The 19,564-nt window shown below is 71.5% G+C and carries 20 protein-coding genes; 11 read left to right on the top strand and 9 right to left on the bottom strand.

What is annotated here, in order from left to right; translation table 11 throughout:
* Positions 1-203 precede the first annotated feature (203 nt).
* Both ACIA6A_RS19075 and ACIA6A_RS19070 read right to left on the bottom strand, forming a co-directional pair.
* Positions 204-359 (bottom strand): hypothetical protein, encoded by a 156-nt coding sequence (locus ACIA6A_RS19075; RefSeq protein WP_396098994.1) that lies wholly within the window; start codon positions 357-359, stop codon positions 204-206.
* Between the two features lie 927 nt (positions 360-1,286).
* Entirely contained in the window at positions 1,287-2,180 is an 894-nt protein-coding gene (locus tag ACIA6A_RS19070) for an AraC family transcriptional regulator N-terminal domain-containing protein (RefSeq protein WP_396099014.1), read from the bottom strand.
* Positions 2,181-2,297: 117 nt separating this feature from the next.
* Between ACIA6A_RS19070 and ACIA6A_RS19065 the strand changes: the two genes are divergently transcribed.
* Both ACIA6A_RS19065 and ACIA6A_RS19060 read left to right on the top strand, forming a co-directional pair.
* Complete coding sequence (locus tag ACIA6A_RS19065) at positions 2,298-3,125, top strand: SDR family oxidoreductase (RefSeq protein WP_396098993.1); 828 nt, start codon at positions 2,298-2,300, stop codon at positions 3,123-3,125.
* Between the two features lie 95 nt (positions 3,126-3,220).
* Complete coding sequence (locus tag ACIA6A_RS19060) at positions 3,221-4,156, top strand: NADP-dependent oxidoreductase (protein ID WP_396098992.1); 936 nt, start codon at positions 3,221-3,223, stop codon at positions 4,154-4,156.
* Positions 4,157-4,205: 49 nt separating this feature from the next.
* Here the strand turns inward: ACIA6A_RS19060 and ACIA6A_RS19055 are convergent, their stop codons facing one another.
* Entirely contained in the window at positions 4,206-5,783 is a 1,578-nt protein-coding gene (locus tag ACIA6A_RS19055; protein WP_396098991.1) for a DUF4153 domain-containing protein, read from the bottom strand.
* A 798-nt stretch (positions 5,784-6,581) separates the two neighbouring features.
* On the opposite strand from ACIA6A_RS19055, the gene ACIA6A_RS19050 reads away from it, so the two are divergent.
* Together ACIA6A_RS19050 and ACIA6A_RS19045 are read left to right on the top strand one after the other, a co-directional pair.
* Positions 6,582-7,562 (top strand): MsnO8 family LLM class oxidoreductase, encoded by a 981-nt coding sequence (locus ACIA6A_RS19050; RefSeq protein WP_396098990.1) that lies wholly within the window; start codon positions 6,582-6,584, stop codon positions 7,560-7,562.
* Positions 7,563-7,607: 45 nt separating this feature from the next.
* A complete protein-coding gene (locus tag ACIA6A_RS19045; protein ID WP_396098989.1) occupies positions 7,608-8,069 on the top strand; it encodes a phage tail protein in 462 nt (153 codons plus the stop codon).
* On the opposite strand, the gene ACIA6A_RS19040 is transcribed toward ACIA6A_RS19045, so the two are convergent.
* A complete protein-coding gene (locus ACIA6A_RS19040) occupies positions 8,070-8,429 on the bottom strand; it encodes a hypothetical protein (RefSeq protein WP_396098988.1) in 360 nt (119 codons plus the stop codon).
* Positions 8,430-8,648: 219 nt separating this feature from the next.
* Between ACIA6A_RS19040 and ACIA6A_RS19035 the strand changes: the two genes are divergently transcribed.
* Genes ACIA6A_RS19035 through ACIA6A_RS19025 form a run of 3 tightly spaced genes read left to right on the top strand, consistent with a single transcriptional unit; the run spans position 8,649 to position 10,450 of the window.
* Entirely contained in the window at positions 8,649-9,539 is an 891-nt protein-coding gene (locus ACIA6A_RS19035; protein ID WP_396098987.1) for a sensor histidine kinase, read from the top strand.
* Between the two features lie 6 nt (positions 9,540-9,545).
* Positions 9,546-9,794, top strand: coding sequence for a sensor histidine kinase (locus ACIA6A_RS19030; RefSeq protein ID WP_396099013.1), 249 nt, complete (start codon positions 9,546-9,548; stop codon positions 9,792-9,794).
* Entirely contained in the window at positions 9,791-10,450 is a 660-nt protein-coding gene (locus ACIA6A_RS19025; RefSeq protein WP_396098986.1) for a response regulator, read from the top strand. The genes ACIA6A_RS19030 and ACIA6A_RS19025 overlap by 4 nt, the downstream gene beginning before the upstream one ends.
* Here ACIA6A_RS19025 and ACIA6A_RS19020 read toward each other — a convergent pair.
* Complete coding sequence (locus ACIA6A_RS19020) at positions 10,413-11,315, bottom strand: hypothetical protein (RefSeq protein ID WP_396098985.1); 903 nt, start codon at positions 11,313-11,315, stop codon at positions 10,413-10,415. The two genes, ACIA6A_RS19025 and ACIA6A_RS19020, sit on opposite strands and share 38 nt — an antisense overlap.
* A gap of 12 nt (positions 11,316-11,327) precedes the next feature.
* Entirely contained in the window at positions 11,328-11,726 is a 399-nt protein-coding gene (locus ACIA6A_RS19015; protein WP_396098984.1) for a hypothetical protein, read from the bottom strand.
* Positions 11,727-11,911: 185 nt separating this feature from the next.
* On the opposite strand from ACIA6A_RS19015, the gene ACIA6A_RS19010 reads away from it, so the two are divergent.
* A complete protein-coding gene (locus ACIA6A_RS19010; protein WP_396098983.1) occupies positions 11,912-12,394 on the top strand; it encodes an ester cyclase in 483 nt (160 codons plus the stop codon).
* A complete protein-coding gene (locus ACIA6A_RS19005; protein WP_396098982.1) occupies positions 12,391-12,609 on the top strand; it encodes a DUF6059 family protein in 219 nt (72 codons plus the stop codon). The genes ACIA6A_RS19010 and ACIA6A_RS19005 overlap by 4 nt, the downstream gene beginning before the upstream one ends.
* 57 nt (positions 12,610-12,666) lie before the next feature.
* Here ACIA6A_RS19005 and ACIA6A_RS19000 read toward each other — a convergent pair whose 3' ends face one another.
* Positions 12,667-14,361 carry a sulfatase-like hydrolase/transferase gene (locus tag ACIA6A_RS19000; protein ID WP_396098981.1) on the bottom strand — a complete coding sequence of 565 codons (1,695 nt, stop codon included), beginning with the start codon at positions 14,359-14,361 and terminating at the stop codon, positions 12,667-12,669.
* Positions 14,362-14,632: 271 nt separating this feature from the next.
* Here ACIA6A_RS19000 and ACIA6A_RS18995 point away from each other — a divergent pair, with 271 nt between their 5' ends.
* A complete protein-coding gene (locus ACIA6A_RS18995) occupies positions 14,633-15,388 on the top strand; it encodes a CDP-alcohol phosphatidyltransferase family protein (RefSeq protein ID WP_396098980.1) in 756 nt (251 codons plus the stop codon).
* Between the two features lie 48 nt (positions 15,389-15,436).
* Here ACIA6A_RS18995 and ACIA6A_RS18990 read toward each other — a convergent pair whose 3' ends face one another.
* Positions 15,437-16,207, bottom strand: a complete 771-nt coding sequence (locus tag ACIA6A_RS18990; protein ID WP_396098979.1) for an FkbM family methyltransferase — start codon at positions 16,205-16,207, stop codon at positions 15,437-15,439.
* Between the two features lie 139 nt (positions 16,208-16,346).
* Here ACIA6A_RS18990 and ACIA6A_RS18985 point away from each other — a divergent pair, with 139 nt between their 5' ends.
* Positions 16,347-18,038, top strand: coding sequence for an acyl-CoA dehydrogenase (locus ACIA6A_RS18985; protein WP_396098978.1), 1,692 nt, complete (start codon positions 16,347-16,349; stop codon positions 18,036-18,038).
* Between the two features lie 131 nt (positions 18,039-18,169).
* On the opposite strand, the gene ACIA6A_RS18980 is transcribed toward ACIA6A_RS18985, so the two are convergent.
* Entirely contained in the window at positions 18,170-19,564 is a 1,395-nt protein-coding gene (locus ACIA6A_RS18980) for an NAD(P)-binding domain-containing protein (protein ID WP_396098977.1), read from the bottom strand.

Raw genomic sequence — 19,564 nt, 5'->3', positions numbered from 1 at the left:
GGCCTTCCTGCACGATTACAACCATCACCGACCCCACACCGCCATCGGCGGCCTGCCACCCATCACACGGTTGACCAACCTCACCGGACATCACATCTAGCTCGACGGGCCTGCTGTCGCCGTGAAGGGCGCCGACAGCAGGCCCGATACCGCGCAGCAAAAAGGCAGCCGGCACGCCGGCTGCCTTTTTACAGGAAGATGGGTCAGAACCAGACTTTCCGACCACCGACCGGACGGCCCACGGCGCCCAGAATCCACAGCACCGCGCCGATCACCAGGAGGATGACGCCGACCGTGTAGAGGATCGACACGTGCAGAAGGTAACCCAGCAGCAGGAGGATGAGTCCGAGAGCCAGCATGATTTTTCTCCGTTCAGATGCGGGTTTTCCGCCGACGTCCTCATACCCACCGTTCCGGATGCTCAATCATCGTCGATGTGAAGAGAGGTCGACGTGAAGGGAAGAACCATCGGCCTGGCGCCGGGCGCGGTGAGAACGGGTGCGACCGGACGGACGCCCGCACATGATCCGGGCGACGCCGGTCACTGGACCCCAGGACGACGCCTCCGGTGCCGATCCGACCGCTGAGCCTCGGAGGTCGAGGCCCCACATCCCGGGGCCGCTCATAGGTGGTCTGTGCGGCATCCGTGCTGTCCGCTCTCGCGGTCACGGAATCCGCGGGTGACGTCGGGGGGTACACCGGACAGCAGGTCCGGGTGAACGCTGCCGGGGCGGGGAACACTATGGAGGAACCGCGCGGACCTGCCCGCTGGGCGTTGTCCGGGCCGGGCAGGCACGACCATCCTCTGGCGGGAGGCCGTCGTGCCTGTCCGGCGGCAACTCGATATCCGGCCGCACGGTGGCAGAAGTGCGCGGGCCTGGATCGAGTACGGGAGGTTGACGTAGCTTGGAGGGGACCGAGCATCTCGTTGCTGTGTGTCCGCCGCGATGCAGGACAAGGTGATGAGCGGAGACCATGCCCCTGCATGAGTGAGTCATCCGTCGGGGGATTCCATGGTCAGCAGCCGATGTGGTGGGCAGGAGCGCAGGCAACGAGCCGCCGGGCCACGTGCGCGGACGGTCCCCCGATCCCATCGAGGTGCGCGATGAGCAGCTATGAGCTTCGCGGGCGCCACCGCGTTCGCTGTACTGGCCGGCATCGTAGTAACCGTCCTCGTGGGGCGGCGCCGTGCGTCTCAGGCCCAGGCAGCACGGCGCAGTCTCTCCAGGTTCACCGGCCGGTAGTCCCGGTCGTGCCGCCGGCCTCGATCCGGATGGCGACGCGCTTCATGCAGTGCCCATCGGCAGCTGCCGGTCGGCCGGGAGGATTGCCAGAGCTCGGCGGACGTCCTCGCCGGGTGGGACGCCGAACAGGCGGCGGTATTCGCGGCTGAACTGCGACGGGCTCTCGTAGCCGACCGCGTGACCGACCCCGGCCACGTCCCCGGGTGCGGCGGTGAGCCGGATCCGGGCCTCCTGCAGGCGCAGCTGTTTCTGGTACTGCACCGGGCTCATCGTGGTGGCCGCCCGGAAGTGCCGATTGAGCGTGGCGACGCTGACGCCGGCGTGGCGGGCCAGGTCCTCGACGCGGATGGCCCGGTCGAAGTGGTCCTCGAGCCATCGGGCGGCGCGCCGGGCGATGGTGAACCGCTCGTCGGCGCGGCCGACCTGCCGGACCAGGGCGCCCAGCGGTCCGGTGAGCAGCCGCCAGTGGATCTCCCGCTCGATGCCGGCGGACAGGATCGCGAAGTCCCGCGGCCGTTCGACCAGGCGCAGCAGCCGCAGGATCGCGCCGAGCAGGTCGTCGTCCGCGGCGGCGACCCCGGCGGCCGGGCCGGGTGCGTCCCGGGTCGCCGGCTCGGGTGCTTCGAGCAGCAGCTCGGCGACCAGCTCGGGGCGCAGCCGTATCCCGGCCGCGAGGAACGGGTCGGCCCGGGTGATCCGGGCGGTGACCGCCAGTTCCATCGAGAAGACCAGGTACTCGCCGGCGCCGTAACGGAACTCGGTGCCGGCGAGAGCCATGCGCTTCTCGCCGGCCACCACGACGGCGACCATCGGCTCGAGGTGTGAGCAGTACGGCTCCGACCCGGCGGTCGCGGCCGACACCAGCGAGCCGGGCAGCCAGCTTCCCCGCGGGGCCGTCCCGTGCAGCCGGGGGATCAGCTCACGCAGCTCGGTCATGACGTCCACGACCGCGATTATGGCACCCGGCGCGGACGTCCCGGCCGTGAGCGGATCAGGCATCGGACCGCGCTGAACGGTCTAGGGATCGGCCGTGGCCGGGCCGACGATGGATCCATGACACAGACAGTCCTCATCACCGGAACCTCCAGCGGCCTGGGCCGGGCCACCGCCGAACTCTTCCACGCCAGGGGCTGGAACGTCGTCGCCACCATGCGCGACCCGGCGGCCGAGACCGAGCTGACCCGGTTGGACAACACGCTCGTCACCCGGCTCGACGTCGAGGACGCCGGGTCCGTCACCGCGGCCGTACGCGATGGTCTGGAACGCTTCGGGCGTCTCGACGCGCTGGTCAACAACGCGGGCTACGGGGCGTACGGTCCGCTGGAGTCGACGCCGATGGCGAAGATCCGGCGCCAGTTCGAGGTCAACGTCTTCGGTCTGCTGGCGACGACCCAGGCGGTGTTGCCCTACTTCCGGGAGCAGCGGTCCGGGGTCATCGTCAACATCTCGTCGATCGGCGGCCGGATGGCGTTCCCGCTCGGCACGCTCTATCACGGCGCGAAGTTCGCGGTGGAGGGGCTTTCCGAGTCACTCGCCTACGAACTGGGCACGGTCGGTGTCCGGGTGAAGCTGGTCGAGCCCGGCGGTATCCGCACCGACTTCGGCGGCCGGTCGCTCGACTTCAGCAACGAGCCGGCGATCCCCGACTACCAGCCGACCATCGGCAAGGTCCTCGACGTGCTCGGTCCGCTGACGGCCGAGGGCTCGGCCCCCGCCCACATCGCCGAGACCGTGTTCACCGCAGTGACCGATGGCACCGACCAGCTCCGGTACGAGGCCGGCGCCGACGGGATCCGGATGCTCGACGCCCGGCGGGCCTCCGGTGACGCCGCCTTCCTCGCCGGGATCAGGGACCAGTTCGGCCTCGTGAACGTGCTGTAGGCCACGTCACACCGCCTCCTATTGCTTCGAATTCAAAGCAGGCCTACATTCAAAAAGTGCTTCGAGTTCGAAGCGTCAATCAGGGAGGCAACACCATGAAGGCCATGCGATTCCACGAGTACGGCGACCCGACCGTCCTGCGCTACGAGGACGTCGAGCAGCCTGTCCCCGGCGCCGGGCAGGTGCGGATCCGCGTTGCCGGGACGTCGTTCAACGGTGTCGACGGCAACGTCCGCGCCGGGTTCATGCAGGGCCCGATGCCGGTACGCCTGCCGCACACCCCGGGCCGCGACGTCGCCGGCACGGTCGACGCGGTGGGCGACGGCGTGACCGGCCTCGCCACCGGTGACCGCGTCGTCGGCTTCCTGCCGATGACCGACGACGGCGCCTCGTCCGAGTACGTGCTGGCCCCGGCCGAGATCCTGGCGCCGGCGCCGGAGAGCATCCCGCTGACCGACGCGGCCGCGCTGCCGGTGGCTGCCCTGACCGCGTGGCAGGCCCTGTTCGAGCACGCCGGGCTCACCGCCGGGCAGCGCGTGCTGATCAACGGCGCGGGCGGAGCGGTCGGCGGCTACGCCGTACAACTCGCCAAGAACGCCGGGGCGTACGTGATCGGGGTGGCCGGGCCGGGCAGCGGCGCCCAGGTCAAGGCGGCCGGCGCCGACGAGGTCACCGGCCACGACGTCGCCGGCGTGACCGAGCCGGTCGACGTCGTGCTCAACCTGGCGCCGGTCGAGCCGGAACGCCTCGCCGCAATGCTCACCTGGATCCGCTCCGGCGGCGTGCTGGTGAACACCACGGTGTGGATGCCCGCGCCCAGCGACGACGAGCGCGGCGTCCGCGGCATCAACATGTTCGTCCGCGGCGACGCCGACCAGCTGTCCCGGCTGACCGCGCTGGTCGACGCCGGCGAGCTGCGCGTCGACGTGGCCGAGCGGGTGCCGCTGGCCGCCCTGGCCACGGTGCACACCCGGGCCGCCGCCGGTGACCTCCGGGGCAAGACCGTCATCCAGGTCGACGAGTCCCGCTGACCGCGGCCGGGCGCGCTGGTGCTCCGGCCGGGGACCGGAGCACCAGCACTCAGCGGCGGGTCTTGGGCAGGTCGAACTCGTCGGCGGCCCGGCAGTCCTTCTGGCTGCCGATCGCCGCCGGGCCCAGCTTGTCGAGGGCGTCGCGGGCCCGTTGCCGGCCGAGGTTCCAGGTGTACCAGGGATCGGGTTCCTTGAGGTCCTCGGCGATCCAGCTGAGCGTGCACCGGCGTACCGGATCGGGCAGTTCTGTCAGGGCCGGGGTCGCGTCGGCGGACAGGGCCCGCAGATACCAGGCGTCGATCTTGCCGGAGCCCTGGTAACGGGCCGCGTTGCGGCTGGCCACGTAGCCCTCGGGGTTGAGGACGGCGAGACCGAGCAGCATCAGCACGGCGAGGCCGACGGTGGTCGCCGGGATCCAGCGGCCCTGCCATTTGAGGCCGGCGACCGTGATCAGCACGAAGATCACGCCGAGCAGCAGCTCGGACGCCATCACGAAGATCCGCTCACCGGTGAAGCTGTAGACCCGCTGGTACTGCCACATCCGCGACAGCGCGGACGCCACGATGACCACGCTCAGAGCACAGAGCAGGCCCAGCAGTACGCGCAGCAGCAGCCGTTCCAGCGGCTGGTCCCGCTTCGCCCAGCGGGCCAGGCTCGCGATCAGTGCCAGCGACAGCAGCGTGACCGCGACCAGCTGCCAGAAGCCGCTCCGGGCGTACTGCGAGTAGCTGAGCCCGGAGGTCTCCAGCACGTGCCGGCTCCCGCCGAACAGCACGGTGAACTGCACCGCCACGAAACCGCCGAAGAGCAGCACCAGCGCGGCGCCGGCCGGAGCCCATTCGATCAGGCCCAGCCGCCCCCGGCCCTCGGTGTCCAGGCCGGCCGTCGCCGGTGGCGCGGCCAGGGTGTAGATGCCGGAGACCGCGAGCAGGCCACCGGCCACGGCCAGGAAGATCCACCGGAAGATCGAGCCGAGGCCGAGATCGGGAACGGCGTCGTCCAGCAGCCGGGAGAACGCGACGTCGGCGGACGACAGCAGCGCGCCGAAGACGAGCAGCACCACGGCGGTGAGCGCGACCGAGAAGAAGATCCGCCGGCCGACCCCGGGGTTGCGGCCCGTCTTCAGGTGCCTACGGACCCACGGGATGCCGGCGAGCGCGGCGTACGGGGCGGCCACCAGGCTGAACAGGATCGACCTGACCTGCCGGCCACCGACAATCGCCAGCGCGGTGCAGCCGATCGCACCCAGCACGCTGAACGTCACCAGCCACCACGCGTTGCGGAACGCCGGGACGAGCATCAGGGCGAGCGCCGAGGCGGCCCAGCCGGCCCGGATCAGCCGCTCGGCCCGCGGCAGGCCGGCGGACTTGCTGACGGCGAACGCGACGCCCGCCGTCAGCGTCAGCCAGGCGAGGAACCAGCCGATGCCGACCCGGTCCAGCGGCAGGAAGATCAGGAAGGCGAGGATGCCGGCGAGCACACCGGCCGGGACGGCCCATCCCTGCGGCTTCTTGGGGCCGGGCCAGTTCTTCTTGCGGAACGTCTGCCACGCGGTCGGCCGCGGCTCGTACGTGCCGGGCGGGCGCGTGAGGGGCCGCTCGGGATGAGGCCGCTGGGCCGGCGGCATCGGCCGCTGCTGCGGCGGCGACTGCTGCTCCCGCGATGCCGGTGCGGCGCTCCCGGAGGGCGCCGCTGCAGTGGCGGGCGCTGCCGTAGTGGCAGGCGCTGCCGTAGTGGCAGGCGATGCCGTGCCGGCGGCGGGCGCTGGGGTGGCGGGGGACGCCGGGGTGGCGGGCGCTGCCGTAGTGGCGGGCATCGCTGCAGTGGCGGGCGATGCAGGCTTGGCGGGGGACGCCGGAGCAGCGGGCGGCGTCGCGGTGGCGGGCGGCGTCGCGGTGGCGGGCGGCGTCGGAGTGGAGGGCGGCGCCGGAGTGGCGGCGGGTGGTGCGGTGGCCGTGCGTGCCGGGGTGACTGCGGCCGGCGCGGTGGTGGCAGCCGGTTCGGTGGCGGCTGGGGTGGTGCCGGCTGGAGCGGTGACAGCTGGGGTGGTGCCGGCTGGGGTGGCCGCGGTCGGGTCGGGGGAGACCGGAACCATGGGTAGGAAAACGGCGAATCCCCGCGTACCGGACGGGATCTGGACCGGGATCGCCCAGGCCGTCTCTCCGTCGGCACCCGGCCAGACCAGCGACGGCAGGGCGTCGGTGGGTGGCATGACCAGCAGGTGGGGGACTGCGGGAACGTCTGTGGCCGGGTCCGCGGGAACGGCCTTCGCCGCCTCCGGGGGACCAGGTTGCCTCGGTGGCTGATCCGCCACTGCACCCTCCTGGGTTGCTCGGTCTCAACGCCGCGACGGGTCCGTATCGCCGCGACGACTGGAGAGTAGACCCCGGGAACAAGATGCGGCGGTACGGACGCTGGCACCTGCGTGATCCGACTTTCGTTGCTGGACCGGTCGCGCACCCGGACCGGCGAGACCGACAGTGCCGCGCTGCGGGGCACCGTGGCCCGCGCGAGGCATGCTGAGCAGCTCGGATACCACCGGTTCTGGGTCGCGGAGCACCACGGCGTGCCCGGGATCGCGGGCGCCGCCCCGGCCGTGCTGCTGACCGCCGTCGCCGGTGCCACCTCGGTGATCCGGCTCGGTTCGGCCGGGGTGATGCTGCCGCACCACCAGCCGCTCGTCATCGCCGAGCAGTTCGCCACGCTGACCGCGTTCGCGCCGGGCCGCGTCGACCTCGGGCTGGGCCGTTCGCCCGGCTTCACCGCGCCGGTGCGCCGGGCGTTGCGGCAGACCGACGGCGATTTCGCCGCGGACCTCGCCGAGCTGCGTGCTTTCCTGTCCGGTACGGCGGAGATCACCCCGCACCCCCGGCCGGAGGGACCCGTCCCCATGTACGTCCTGGCCACCGGAACCGGCCTGACGATCGCGGCTCGGCTCGGCCTGCCGGTGATCGTGGGCGGCCCGCTGCTGGGCGCGGACGGTGCCGAGGCCCTGGCCGGTTACCGGCGCGCCTTCGAGCCCTCCGCGTCGCAGGCCGAGCCGTGGGTGGCGGTCAGCCTCGACGTGCTGGTGGCGGACACCGCCGCGGAAGCCGCCGACCTGCTGCTGCCCGAGGCGTGGGCGATGGCCCAGGGCCGCACCACCGGGGTGTTCCCGCCGCTCGAACCGGTGGCCGCGGCCCGGGCCGCGGCACGGACCCCGCGCCAGCAGCAGTATCTCGACCGGACCGTCGCCGCGGCGATCACCGGCACCCCGGACCAGGTCCAGCGGCGTCTCGCCGAGCTGATCGAGCGCACCGGGGCCGCCGAACTCGTCGCGGCCGGCAGCACCTTCGACCGCGACGCCCTGCACGCCTCGGACACCGCGCTGGCCGCGATGTTCACCCGCTCCGGACCTCGGGTGTGACACGCTCCGAAGGGGCCCCGGAACGCGTACGGAGGGATCGGTTGTATGTCATTGATCGTCGCTTTTGATCAGGTGTCGACCGTCGGTCTGGAGTCGTCACCGGTCGCGGACGCGCTCGCCGGCCTGCGGGCGAACGAGGCCCGCTACTTCAAGAACAAGTACGACCACGTCTTCACGGTCGAGCCCGCCGCCGAGGCCGGCCCGGCCGTCGAGTGGGTGAGCCGCATCCTGGCCGCGGAACGGGACATCACGATCTCCTCGCGGCCGCTCGAGGCGACGGCTTTCCAGGTCGAGAACATCCGGATGGCGTACGTCTTCTACGAGAGCGGTCTGTCGATCAACGTGATGTACACCGTCGACGACGGCGGGAAGCGGGCGGTCGGGTTCAAGCTGTCCGACGGGATGGAGGTGCCGCCGGAGCTCGCCGCGTTCAAGTTCGCCCGGCAGAAGTCGAAGCTGGCCGGCACGATCCGTGGGTCCTACTTCGTGATCAAGAAGGAGTACTGATCACCGGCCGGAGCGCCGCGAGTCGGGACGGCGCCCGGTGCGCTTCTGGCCGCCGCCACGGGCCCGGACCGGCTGCTCGGACGGGCCGTCGACGGCGCCGGGGTTGGAGAACACCATCGGCGGTGCCGCGGGCGGTCGGGCGGAGGTCGGCGGCCACTCCGGAGCCACGAGCTGGGCTCCGGTGACCGGCGACGCCGGCGACAGGTGATCCAGCAGCCGCTGTGCCGCCGTGGCGTCGACCCCGACGTCGGGGTTGATGCGCACCTCGGCGGCGGTCGCCAGATCCACCACGTCGTCGTCGCCGAATGTCTCGGCCCCGAGACTGCTGAGGCGACGGGCGAACTCCTGCACGGTAATCATCTGCAACGTGTTCCTTCCCAGTGCTGATGACACAGCGTAGCCGCTGGGACGGTCAACCTGATCGTGGCGGTCTCCGGTACGCCGGCCGGTGTGCCGCCGAACAGGTCACGAGCGGTCCGTGGCCGCATCGGTCGTCCTCGCCGCCGTTAGGCTCGACCGATGAGGTCCGGGACGGGGAACGGGACCGGAAGATCGTCGCCGGGGCTCCGGCTCACGGGGATGACCCGGATCCACGCGGTGATCATCGTGCTGCTGACTGTCCTGGTCCTGCTGATCACCGTGGTCGCGGCGATACCGCAGACCCGTGGCTCGAGCACGGTCCGGCCGCTGGACCCGGCCGGGCTGGTTCTCGTCGTGGCGACGGTCGTCACCACGCTGGCGTTGCGCCGCCGGGCCCCGGTCTGGGCTCTCGTCACCGCGGTGCTGCTGGTCAACGTCTATCTGCTCATCGGTTATCCGTACGGTGCGGTGCAGCTCTGCCCGGTCGTGGCGATGTTCGCGGTGGCGCGGCTGTTCCCGCTGAGCCGTTCGCTGTTGATCTGCGGCGTCGCGGCCGCCTGCACCTCGGCCATCGTGTCCACCCGGCTGGTGCGCGACGTCGACACACCGTGGCTGCTGGCTCTGGCGTGGACCGGCTGGCTGGTCGTGCCCTGGTCGCTCGGCGCGCTGGCGCACACGCTCGCGTTCAGCCGCGAACGGCTGCGCCAGCATCTGCTCGCCCGCGGTGCCCTCGAGGAGCGGATGAAGATCGCCGGCGAGGTGCACGACGTGGCCGGTCACGGGTTCGCGCTGGTCGCCATGCAGGCCGGGGTGGCGCTGCTGGTGTTCGAGGAGGAACCCGGCCAGGCACGGCGCTCGATCGAGGCGATCCAGACCACCAGCGCGAAGTCGCTGGCCGCACTGCGGGGCATGCTGGACACCTTCCACCAGGACGACGCGGTTCCGGTGGCGACGGCGCCCGCTCCCGCCGGCGAACCCACGATCGGGCTCCGCGCCATGGTCGAGCTGATCGAGCAGGTGCGCGAGGGTGGCCTGCCGGTCCGGCTGGAGCTGGCGGTCGGGTCCAGCCCGCCCGCCGAGGTCGACGCCGCCGCGTTCCGGCTGGTCTAGGAGTCACTGACCAATGTGCTGCGCCATGCCGGTCCGACGGTCGCCGAGGTGTCGGTCGTGCAGGGCGACGACCACCTGGTGGTCCGGGTCCGCGACCGTGGGGCCGGCTCCACCGGCGAGCCGGCGCCGGGCCGGGGGCTGTCCGGCATGCGGCGCCGGGTGCTGGCGGCCGGCGGTACGTTCACAGCAGGTCCGCGAGAGGGCGGCGGCTTCCAGGTCGAGGCGTGGTTGCCCATGCCGGAGGGAATCAGATGATCCGAGTGGCACTGGCCGACGACCACGAGCTGGTCCGGATGGGACTGCGCGCGCTGGTCGAGCGGGAGCCCGACATGGAGGTCGCCGGTGAGGCGAGCAGCGGGCACGAGGCCATGGCCCTGCTCCGGCGGGTGCAGCCGGACGTCCTGCTGCTCGACATCCGCATGCCGGGCATGGACGGGCTGGAGACGTTGCGGCAGATCTACGCCGATCCGCACATCGAGAAGACCCGCGTCATCGTGGTGACGACGTTCGAGGTGGACCGGTACGTCTTCGAGGCGCTGCAGGCCGGTGCCAACGGCTTCATCCTGAAGGACACGGCCCCCGACGAACTGGTGCGCGCGGTGCGGGTGGTGGCGGCGGGCGAGGCGTTGCTCTCACCGTCGGTCACCCGGCGGGTGGTGTCGTTCTTCGCCCAGCAGGCGCCGCCGAACTCGATGCCGGAGCGAAACCTCGACGAGCTCACCGAGCGGGAGCGGGAGGTGGTGGCGTGGGTGGCCACGGGATGCTCCAACGAGGAGATCGCCCGGGAGCTGTTCGTCAGCCCGGCCACGATCCGTACCCACGTGAGCCGGGCGATGGTGAAGTTGAGCGCGCGGTCCCGCGCCCAGCTGGTGGTCATGGCCGTCCGCTCCGGGCTGACCGTGCGACGATGACGGCACCCGGGACCCGACAGTCCCAGGCGCCTGAAGGGATCGCGCCGGGCGGAGGGCCGGCGCTGACGGTGGTCGTGACCGCGAGGACCGCGACGAGCGTGGCCACCAGATAGAGCCCGGTGCCGATCACGACGGCTCCGTGGCGCCGCCGCTCGTCCCAGCCCAGCAGCCGCGCACCCTCGGCGATCAGCGGCAGCACCAGCACGGCGTGCAGGGTGACCCCGTGCACGGGCTTCCATGAGCCCGCGGTCTCGAAGGCCGCCTGGTGATCGCCGGAGCGGTAGAGCGTGGTGCCTTTGACGATCATGAGGACGCCGGTGGCCAGGCCGACGAGCAGGAACGCGAAGCCGGCCCGCAGGGCGAGCCGCATGTCGCGGGTCCCCCGGAGCCGGCCCCGGAGGGCGACGACGGCCATGGTGCCGAGGACGCCCACGAGCACGGCGCCCCCGAGAGCCAGGCTCATCGCCACCGTACGGTCGAACGGGGTCTGGGAATTGAAGTGTGACGGCACCCCGCGCCAGGCCTGCAGCGAGATGCCGCCCACCTCGAGCACACAGTCCGCGGTGAAGAGGCCGAGCAGCCAGGCCCGGGTGCGCGGACCCACGACCAGGTGGGAACTGATCCAGGCGATGGTGATCAGGGTCAGTCCGAAGGAGAGCCCGAACGTCGTGGGCTTGCGCCAGGAGACCGGCCCCTCCCAGCTTCCGCCGTCGACGAGGAAGACCCCGAGGTGGAAGACCCCGACGGCCATGAGCACAGCGCCGACCACGTACGCGGCCCGCTCGGCAGGGGGCCGGGAGCGTACCGTGAAGGCCGACCTCAACCGTGCCGGTGACCAGCGCTTACCGGTCGTGATGGAGTTCATGGAGAGCCTTGCTCAGTGCCGGGCGGCGGTGGCTCGCGGCGTCCTGGAGTATGCCTGCCGGATCCCGATCACGCCCGCCACCAGTGCGATGAGCTGACCGAGCCACTGCCCGACGACGCCGATCCAGACATCGAACTGGCCGGGGTCGCCCAGCCGGCCCCAGACCGACCCCTCGACCAGACCCCCGACGGTGACGAAGAGAGCGGCCAGGGTGCCGACGATGAGCACCCACCGCGACCTCGGCAGGGCCAGCACCAGGATGCCGCCGATGCCCAGGATGATGGGACCCGGCGGAATGGTGGGGAAGCCGGGCACCCCCACCAGATACTGGGTCAGGACGCCGGCGGCGGCCACCAGCAGGCCGAGCGCGAGAACGAGACGTACTCGAGGGTTTGCGTTCAGTGCGGTCATGACGTGTCTCCTTGATGGGTCGGGACGCTCGTCCACTCTCGTCGAACAAACGCCTCCGGTCGTCCGCCGGGCGCGGCAACGGGCGTACGCAGATCTGCGTACGCGACCCACCCGAGAACAGATCCTGGTGCGATCGGGACTGCCGGCCCACGGCCGGGGGACACCCTTCGGTTCAGCATCGCCACATGTCGCAGAGCAACGAGGATCTGGTCCGGTTCATCACCGAGGAAGGCCTGAACAAGGGGGAATGGGGTTTCATCGACGAGGTTTTCACCGCGGACTACGAGGTCCACACCGCCGGTCTGGCGCTGCCGAAGGGACCGACGGCGTTCCAGCTCGCGGTGCAGTTCTGGAAGCGTGCGTTCCCGGACTTCCACTGCTCGGTCGAGCAACTGCTGTCCGACGGCGAGTACGTGACACTGCGGTTCCGGACCACGGGCACCCACACCGGCCCGTTGATGTGGATGCCGCCCACCGGCCGTGACTTCGTCGTGCGGGGCGTGGACCTGCATCGCGTGGTCGACGGCCGGGTGGTCGAGTCGTGGATCAGCGACGACTTCCCGCGCATCCTGATCGAGCTGGGAATTCTCGACGAGCCCCAGCCGCCGGCCGGTGCCGCCCCGCCGGCCGGGGTCGCGGCGGCGGGTGCGCCGGGACGACCCCGGTGACATCGTTGCTGCGCCGCTGTGCGCGGTTCCTGGCCGAGGGCCTGATCGTGTACGGCGCGTCGAGCGCCGGGATGAACCCGCACGAGGCGCTGGCGGCGCTCGACCCGGGCCGGTACCACCGGTCCGGGCCACCGGTGGGCCACCCGGAACGGCTGATGGCCGACGTGCCGCTCACCTCGGTCGAGTACGAACTCTGGTCCCGCCTGCCCTGGTGACGGCTCACCTCGTCGCCGGGCCGCGACGGCGTCCGTCGCGGCCCGGGCGTGGACGGTCTACCGCGAGCGGCCCGGGCTTCCGGCGGCGCCGAACGCGGTCAGGAAGCGGTCGCGGAAGGCGTCCATCTTCCACAGCGGGGCATCGGCGCCCGGTGTCAGGCCCTCGTCCCAGTTCCAGTCGGCGATCTTGTCGAACACGGCCGGGTCCTTGGCCACGATGGTGATCGGCACGTCGTGGCCGGCGCCCTCGCCGCTGACCTTCGCGTTGGGCTGGTGGTCGCCGAACAGGACGAGGACCAGGTCGTCGTCGCCGTAGGTCCGGGCCCAGGAGAGCAGGCTGCCGATGGAATAGGTGATCGTCTTCGCGTACCGCTCCTGGATCGGTACGGCGGCGTTCGCCGGCTGCTTGCCCGCCTTCGCCATGGGGCCGTAGAGCTTGCCGTCGCCGAGGGTGTCCCAGCCGACGAGCTGAGGTGCCGTGGGCCAGGGCGTGTGGCTCGAGGTGAGGGTGATCTCCGCCATCATGGGGCCCTGCCGGTCCGCGTACGCGAGTTTCTGGAAGGCGCCGAGGGCGAACTGGTCCGGGACCCGCGACCAGCCGAAGCGGGGGCCGCGGTACCCGAGGGTGCGTGCGTCCCAGACCCGGTCGTACCCGTAGAAGTCCGCTTCCGGCCACGGCTTGGTGTTGCCCGGTTCGATGCCGACGGTGTCCCAGCCCGCCTTCTGGAAGGCCTTGGCGATGGTCAGCCGGTCACCCGAGACGAGCTGACGGTACCGGTCCGGGTTGTCGATCCAGAGTCCCGACTGGAACGTGGCGTGGGCCAGCCAGCTGCTGCCGCCGTACGTGGACGAGGTGAGGAACGCGCTGCGCGCGGCGAACCCGTCCGCGGTGAGCTGTCGTTCGTCGGCGTCCAGGGCCGGTCCGACGATCGAGGCCATCGGCGGATCCTCCAGCGCCGTGCGCCCGTAACTCTCCACCACCCCGATCACCACGTCGTGGCCCCGCAGTCCGCTGAGGAGCTGGTCGTCCGGGACGTTGCGGAACGCGTCGGACCGGGTCAGCTCCCCGAACCTCGCCCGGTCGGCGAGCGCCGCGGGCACCCCCAGCACGGTGTTGCGGGCGAGGACGGCGACGTTGTCCGACGAGCGCGGGACGCCGGGGAAGGCATGCCCGCCGACCAGGGCGAGGACAGCCCAGACCGGTACGAGTGCGGCCACCGCCCGGCGGGCCGGCCGGCGATGCTGTGCGGTGACCTCGGCCAGGTGCCGGACCGACGCGGCGATCGCGGTCACGACGGCGACGCTCAGCGCGACGACCCCGATCACGGCCCCGATGGCGGCCGCCCGCCCGGACGTCTCGACCAGGTAGTTGTAGCCGTCGCCGAGCAGGGACCAGTCCAGCACCGGGTTGAAGGGCCGGCCGAGGACCTCACGGAAGCCCATGTTGGCCCCCTTGAGGATGCTGAGCACACCCAGGGCCGAACCGAGCAGGGTCGCGACCCCCCGCCGGGCCCGGTCCGGCGTGGCCAGCAGGATGGCTGCCCCCAGGATGCCCTCCAGCGGGAGACGGAGCAGCGAACCGGCCGCGTGGTGGAACGAGGTGAGCGCGTCCGGTTTGTCCGGCACGGCCAGCACGGCGAAGACCAGCAGGCCCGCGACAGCGGTACGGGTCCGGAGCAGGATCCTGTGCCGGCCTCGCACCGGCGCCGGGTCCGGCACGGGCGAGCGACGACGGCGCACATTGAGCGACAAACCGGCGATCCTTCGAACGGGCGGGCAGGGCTGGCGGCCCGCGTACGACCTCCGTCCCTCCTTACGGATCATCCGGCCGGTTCGTTCACCTCCGCTGCTGGTGCGCTGCGGTTTTGAACTTTCCGCGGCCGGCGCCCGTGTTGGTGATCGTGACGCCCCGGCACGGGGTGCGGAGCGGGCTTCAGGAGGAATGGTGACGGTTCTCGCGCGGCGAGAGGCATCTGGGCGTTTTCACCCGCTTCACCCGCCGATGGCGGGGGCCCTGGTGCAGATGGCTGTGCTGGTGCTGGTGGCGATGCTGGTCGGCCTCGGCCCGGTCGGCTCGCTCGTCGGCCTGGGATTCACCGCGGTCACCTGGGTTCTGCTCTCCCGGTCCCTCGGTCGCTCCGGCGGTCACCGCTGGGGGCCGGCGGACACCATCACGTACGGCCGGTTGATCCTGACCGGTGGGGTCGCCGCCCTGGTCGCGGACGCCGCCACCGGGTCCGTACACCATGTGGTCCTGACCGGCCTGGCCGCGGTGTCGCTGATGTTCGATGCCGCCGACGGCCAGGTCGCCCGGCGCACCGGCGCCACCTCGCGGTTCGGGGCGCGCTTCGACATGGAGGCCGACTCCGTGCTGGCCCTGGTGCTCAGCGTGTACATCGCCATCCACCTCGGCTGGTGGGCTGTCCTGATGGGCCTGTTCCGGTACGCCTTCATCGTGGCCGGCTGGGCGTTGCCCTGGCTGAACGCCCCGCTGCCGCCCCGGATGTCGCGCAAGGTCGTGGCCGCTTCCCAGGGCGTCGTCCTGGTGGTCGTCAGCGCGGGCCTGCTGCCCACCGCCGTGGCACAGATCTGCGTCGCGGTCTCGCTGATCTCGCTCTGCTGGTCGTTCGCCGTCGACATCCGCTGGCTGTGGCTTCAGGAATCGTCGCGGCGCCGGTTGCCGGCGCCGAGCCGGGCGTTCGCCGGAGCGGGTCACAGCGAGCCGGTCCTCGCCGATCCGGTGAGCGACCTGCTGGTGGTCAAGCCCGCCACCACGTGATTCACCGGGTACGGGAGGCGGGTCGCCCACCTCCCGTACCGGTCACGGTCATGGCCGGCAGTAGATGTCGCCGGCGTTGGCCTCATGCGGCAGCCCCTGGATGTGGGCCGCCATCTCCTCGCGCGGCAACCACTCGCCGAATGCCATCGTCATCGACTCGCCCATGGAGACGTTGAAGGTGGTGAACCCCAGTGCCGCCACCTGGTCGAGGCAGCGCAGCGCCACCGCCCGCTCGATCGTCGTGAACTCGAACGACAGGGCCGGCAGGCCCCGGCTCAGGCCGGCCAGCACCGAGGACTCGAAACCCTCGACGTCGATCTTGGTGAACGCGGGGGTGCCGTACCGCCGGATGAGGTCGTCGAGGCTCAGGGAAGCGACCTCGATCTGCTCGTCCCACACCTGGTCCGTCCAGCCCTGCGCCCCGTCGGCGGCCTTGACGAACGCGGCGGACGCGGTGGAAACGGTCGGGTTCTCCGAGTTGACGTAGAACTGCGCGGTCCCCTCGGAAGCGCCGCAGACCGCCTCCACGAGAATTACCTCGTCGTCGCCGGCATAGATTTCCCGGATGGCTCGAATGCAGAGCGGCTGCGGTTCCACCGCGACGACCCGGGCGCCGAGCCGGCGAAAGCTGCCGATCCGGTCACCGACGTGAGCGCCGATGTCGAAGACCAGGTCACCCGGCTTGACGAACGGCGCGTAAAGAGCGTCCATCGCCGCGTCCTGAGACGCATTTCCATAGTAGAAGCCGAGTGACCGGTGAATCGCGGCGGCGGCAGGATCGGCCTTGAGTAATGCGACGGCATCCTGGTTGATTCCCATGCCGAATGGTACATCGACAATGGCAAGAATGGTCCGGCCGGCCGACCGGGGGGCCGGGACGCTTCGCCGGCCGTCCGCGGTGGACCGGCTGACATGTGTCAGGGCTGCGGTGCGGGCAGCGGGCGCTTACGGTGGGGACATGTCGACGATCCTGAACCGCCGCGACCTCGATTTCCTGCTGTACGAATGGCTCGACGTCGAGTCGCTGACCGCCGACCCGCGGTTCGCCGACCACAGCCGGGAGATCTTCGACGCGGTGCTCGACCTGTCGCAGCGGATCGCCGAGCGGGAGTTCGCCCCGCACAACCGGCGCAGCGACCTGGAGGAACCGACGTTCGACGGTACCTCGGTCACCGTCATTCCCGAGGTGGGCAAGGCGCTGCGGTCCTTCGCCGAGGCCGGGTTGCTGTCGGCGACGTTCCCCGCGTCGGTCGGGGGCATGGAGCTGCCGCAGGTGGTGGGGCGGGCCTGTTTCGCGTGGTTCCAGGCGGCGAACGTGGCCACGTCGGCCTATTCGCTGCTGACGATGGGCAATGCCGCACTGCTGCTGGAGTACGGATCCCCGGCGCAGATCGACACCTATGTGCGCCCGATGCTCGAGGGCCGCTACACCGGGACGATGTGCCTCTCCGAGCCCCAGGCCGGTTCGTCGCTCAGCGACGTGACGACGCGGGCCGAGCGGCAGGACGACGGCACGTACGCGGTCACCGGGTCGAAGATGTGGATCTCGGCCGGGGACCACGAGCTCAGCGAGACGATCGTGCACCTGGTGCTGGCCCGCGTGGTGGGTGCCCCGGCGGGCGCCAAGGGGCTGTCGCTGTTCATCGTGCCGAAGCATCTCGCCTCCGGCGCCCGGAACGCCGTGACGCTGGCCGGGCTCAACCACAAGATGGGCTTCCGGGGTACGACCAACGCGGTGCTCGCCTTCGACGGTGCGACCGGTGAACTGGTGGGCGACGAGGGCCAGGGCCTGGCACAGATGTTCCACATGATGAACGAGGCGCGGATCGGGGTCGGGGCGGGCGCGGTCGCGCTCGGCTACACCGGGTATCTGCACGCGCTCGCGTACGCCCGGGAACGGCAGCAGGGCCGGCCGCCCGCCGGCAAGGACCCCGCGGCACCGCCCGTACCCATCGTGCGCCACCCCGACGTGCGGCGGATGCTGCTGGCGTCGAAGAGTTACGCCGAGGGTGGCATGGCACTGATCCTGTACGCCGCCAAGCTGGTCGACGTCGGTGAGACGGTGCTGCTCGACGTGCTCACCCCGATCGTCAAGGCGTGGCCGTCGCAGTGGTGCCTGCGCGCCAACGACCTCGCCATCCAGGTGCACGGTGGCTACGGATACACCCGGGAATACCCGGTCGAGCAGTTCTACCGCGACAACCGTCTCAACCCCATCCACGAGGGTACGGACGGTATCCAGGCCCTGGACCTCCTCGGGCGCAAGGTCCTGCTGAACGACGGGCTGCGCGTGCTCGTGTCGGCCATCTCCGCCACGGCGACGTCCTCGTCCTCGCCGTACGCGCCGCGCCTGCTCGCCGCCGCGGAACGCCTGGCCGCGGTCACCGCGAGACTGTGGGCGTCCGGTGACGCGGACAAGGCGCTGGCGAACGCGTCGACCTACCTGGACGCGGCCGGGCACATCGTGATCGCCTGGATGTGGCTGTCCCAGCTCGACGCGGCCGGGGACGAACAAGGCGCGTTCTACGACGGCAAGCGCCTGGCCGCCCGGTACTTCTTCGACCACGAGCTGCCCCGCGTCGGGCCGTGGCTGGACCTGCTGGAATCCGGCGACACCCTCCTGCTGGACCTGGACGACTCTGTCCTCTGAGCCCGGCCGGCACCCCGTCGGTGCGGACGCTGACGTCGGCGGGGTGCGTGACGGGCGCGGTGAGTAGTACAGGATGCCGTAACCGACGGTCTGGGTGATCGCGAAGGCGGCGAGTATCTGCCGGCCGCGGGTCAGCTGCAGCAGCCGTCGGTCTGGCTGTCCTGAGGGCGGCCACCGATGGAGACCAGGGCGAGCGGTGCCGTCGCCGGGCCCCGGTCGGCCGGCGCGCCACAGCACCCGCCACCCGTCGCGATGGTGTCGTCGTCGACCGGATTGCTGGTGCACACACCGGTCTCGGGCAGATCGAGCTGGACGGCACGGGCGGCGACCCAGTCACCGGCCAGGGCCGCGACCACGGAGCGGGCCTGTTCGTAGCCGGTGGCGAGCAGGAACGTCGGCGCCCGGCCGTAGGACTTGACCCCGATGGCGTAGAAGCCGGGCTCCGGGTGGGTGAGCTCGTCGACACCATGGGGCGGGACCGTTCCGCAGGAGTGCTCGTTCGGGTCGATGACCGGAGCCAGCAGCCGGGTCGAACCGAGGACCGGGTCGAGGTCCAGGCGTAGTTCGCTGCCGATCGAGTGGTCCGGCCGGAACCCGGTCGCGGACACGATCCGGTCCACGACGATGCTCCGGACCCCGTCGGAGACCTCGACGCCGTCCGGGCCGGCGGTGAGGCTGTGGACGCCGAAGCCGGTGAGCAGGTGGATGGCGCCGTTGTCGACGTGGGCGCGCAGCCGGGAACCGAGCGCGCCGCGTGCGGGCAGGGCGTCGGCGGCTTCGCCGCCGTAGGCGCGGGCCGGGCCGGCAGCGCGGATCGCCCAGGTCACGGTGGTGCCGGGTGCCTGCTCGGCGAGTTCGGCCAGACTCAGCAGGGTGTTCGCGGCGGAGTGCCCGGCTCCGACGACCAGGGTGCGGCGGCCGGCGAACCGGTTCCGGTCGCGGCCCAGGACGTCAGGCAGAGCCGATTGCACGTACGCGGAGGCGTCGTTCTCGCCGTGGGCGGGGATGCCCGAGGCGCCGAGCGCGTTGGGGGTGCCCCACGTGCCGGAGGCGTCGATGACCGCGGCGGCGAGGATGTCCTCGCCGTTCGCGAGGCGCACGAGGAACGGGGTGGTGTCGCGGCCCACGGTCCGGACCCGGTCCAGGCCGAGGCGGGTGATCGCCACGACCCGGGCGCGGTGACGCACGTGCGGCTTGATCGCGGGAAGGTCGGCCAGGGGTTGCAGGTAGTCCTCGGCGAGCTGGGCGCCGGTGGGCAGCTCGCCGTCGTCGGGGCGCACCCAGCCGGCGTCGATGAGCAGCCGGGCCGCGGCGGCGTCGACGGTGAACCGCCACGGGGAGAACAGCCGGACGTGACCCCACTGCCGGACGGCGGCCGCGGGCTGGTCCCCGGCCTCGAGGACGACGAAGGTGAGGCGGCGTTCGGTCAGATGCGCGGCGGCGGCGAGACCGACCGGGCCGGCACCGACGACCACGACGGGCAGTGACGGGCCGGTGCAGCAGCCGGCGTCCGGGTTCGCACTCAT

Origin of the sequence: Actinoplanes sp. NPDC051494 (assembly GCF_044454705.1) — a bacterium.
Lineage (GTDB): Bacteria > Actinomycetota > Actinomycetes > Mycobacteriales > Micromonosporaceae > Actinoplanes.
The sequence above is the reverse complement of the archived record's forward strand: the minus strand, read 5'-3'. Positions and strand labels throughout refer to the sequence as shown.

Coding starts and splice junctions, on each gene's coding strand:
- ACIA6A_RS19075 (WP_396098994.1), bottom strand. CDS start 359: ATGCTGGCTCTCGGACTCATCCTCCTGCTGCTGGGTTACCTTCTGCAC.
- ACIA6A_RS19070 (WP_396099014.1), bottom strand. CDS start 2,180: ATGACCGAGCTGCGTGAGCTGATCCCCCGGCTGCACGGGACGGCCCCG.
- ACIA6A_RS19065 (WP_396098993.1), top strand. CDS start 2,298: ATGACACAGACAGTCCTCATCACCGGAACCTCCAGCGGCCTGGGCCGG.
- ACIA6A_RS19060 (WP_396098992.1), top strand. CDS start 3,221: ATGAAGGCCATGCGATTCCACGAGTACGGCGACCCGACCGTCCTGCGC.
- ACIA6A_RS19055 (WP_396098991.1), bottom strand. CDS start 5,783: ATGCCGCCGGCCCAGCGGCCTCATCCCGAGCGGCCCCTCACGCGCCCG.
- ACIA6A_RS19045 (WP_396098989.1), top strand. CDS start 7,608: ATGTCATTGATCGTCGCTTTTGATCAGGTGTCGACCGTCGGTCTGGAG.
- ACIA6A_RS19040 (WP_396098988.1), bottom strand. CDS start 8,429: ATGATTACCGTGCAGGAGTTCGCCCGTCGCCTCAGCAGTCTCGGGGCC.
- ACIA6A_RS19035 (WP_396098987.1), top strand. CDS start 8,649: ATGACCCGGATCCACGCGGTGATCATCGTGCTGCTGACTGTCCTGGTC.
- ACIA6A_RS19025 (WP_396098986.1), top strand. CDS start 9,791: ATGATCCGAGTGGCACTGGCCGACGACCACGAGCTGGTCCGGATGGGA.
- ACIA6A_RS19020 (WP_396098985.1), bottom strand. CDS start 11,315: ATGAACTCCATCACGACCGGTAAGCGCTGGTCACCGGCACGGTTGAGG.
- ACIA6A_RS19015 (WP_396098984.1), bottom strand. CDS start 11,726: ATGACCGCACTGAACGCAAACCCTCGAGTACGTCTCGTTCTCGCGCTC.
- ACIA6A_RS19010 (WP_396098983.1), top strand. CDS start 11,912: ATGTCGCAGAGCAACGAGGATCTGGTCCGGTTCATCACCGAGGAAGGC.
- ACIA6A_RS18995 (WP_396098980.1), top strand. CDS start 14,633: ATGGCTGTGCTGGTGCTGGTGGCGATGCTGGTCGGCCTCGGCCCGGTC.
- ACIA6A_RS18990 (WP_396098979.1), bottom strand. CDS start 16,207: ATGGGAATCAACCAGGATGCCGTCGCATTACTCAAGGCCGATCCTGCC.
- ACIA6A_RS18985 (WP_396098978.1), top strand. CDS start 16,347: ATGTCGACGATCCTGAACCGCCGCGACCTCGATTTCCTGCTGTACGAA.
- ACIA6A_RS18980 (WP_396098977.1), bottom strand. CDS start 19,564: ATGAGTGCGAACCCGGACGCCGGCTGCTGCACCGGCCCGTCACTGCCC.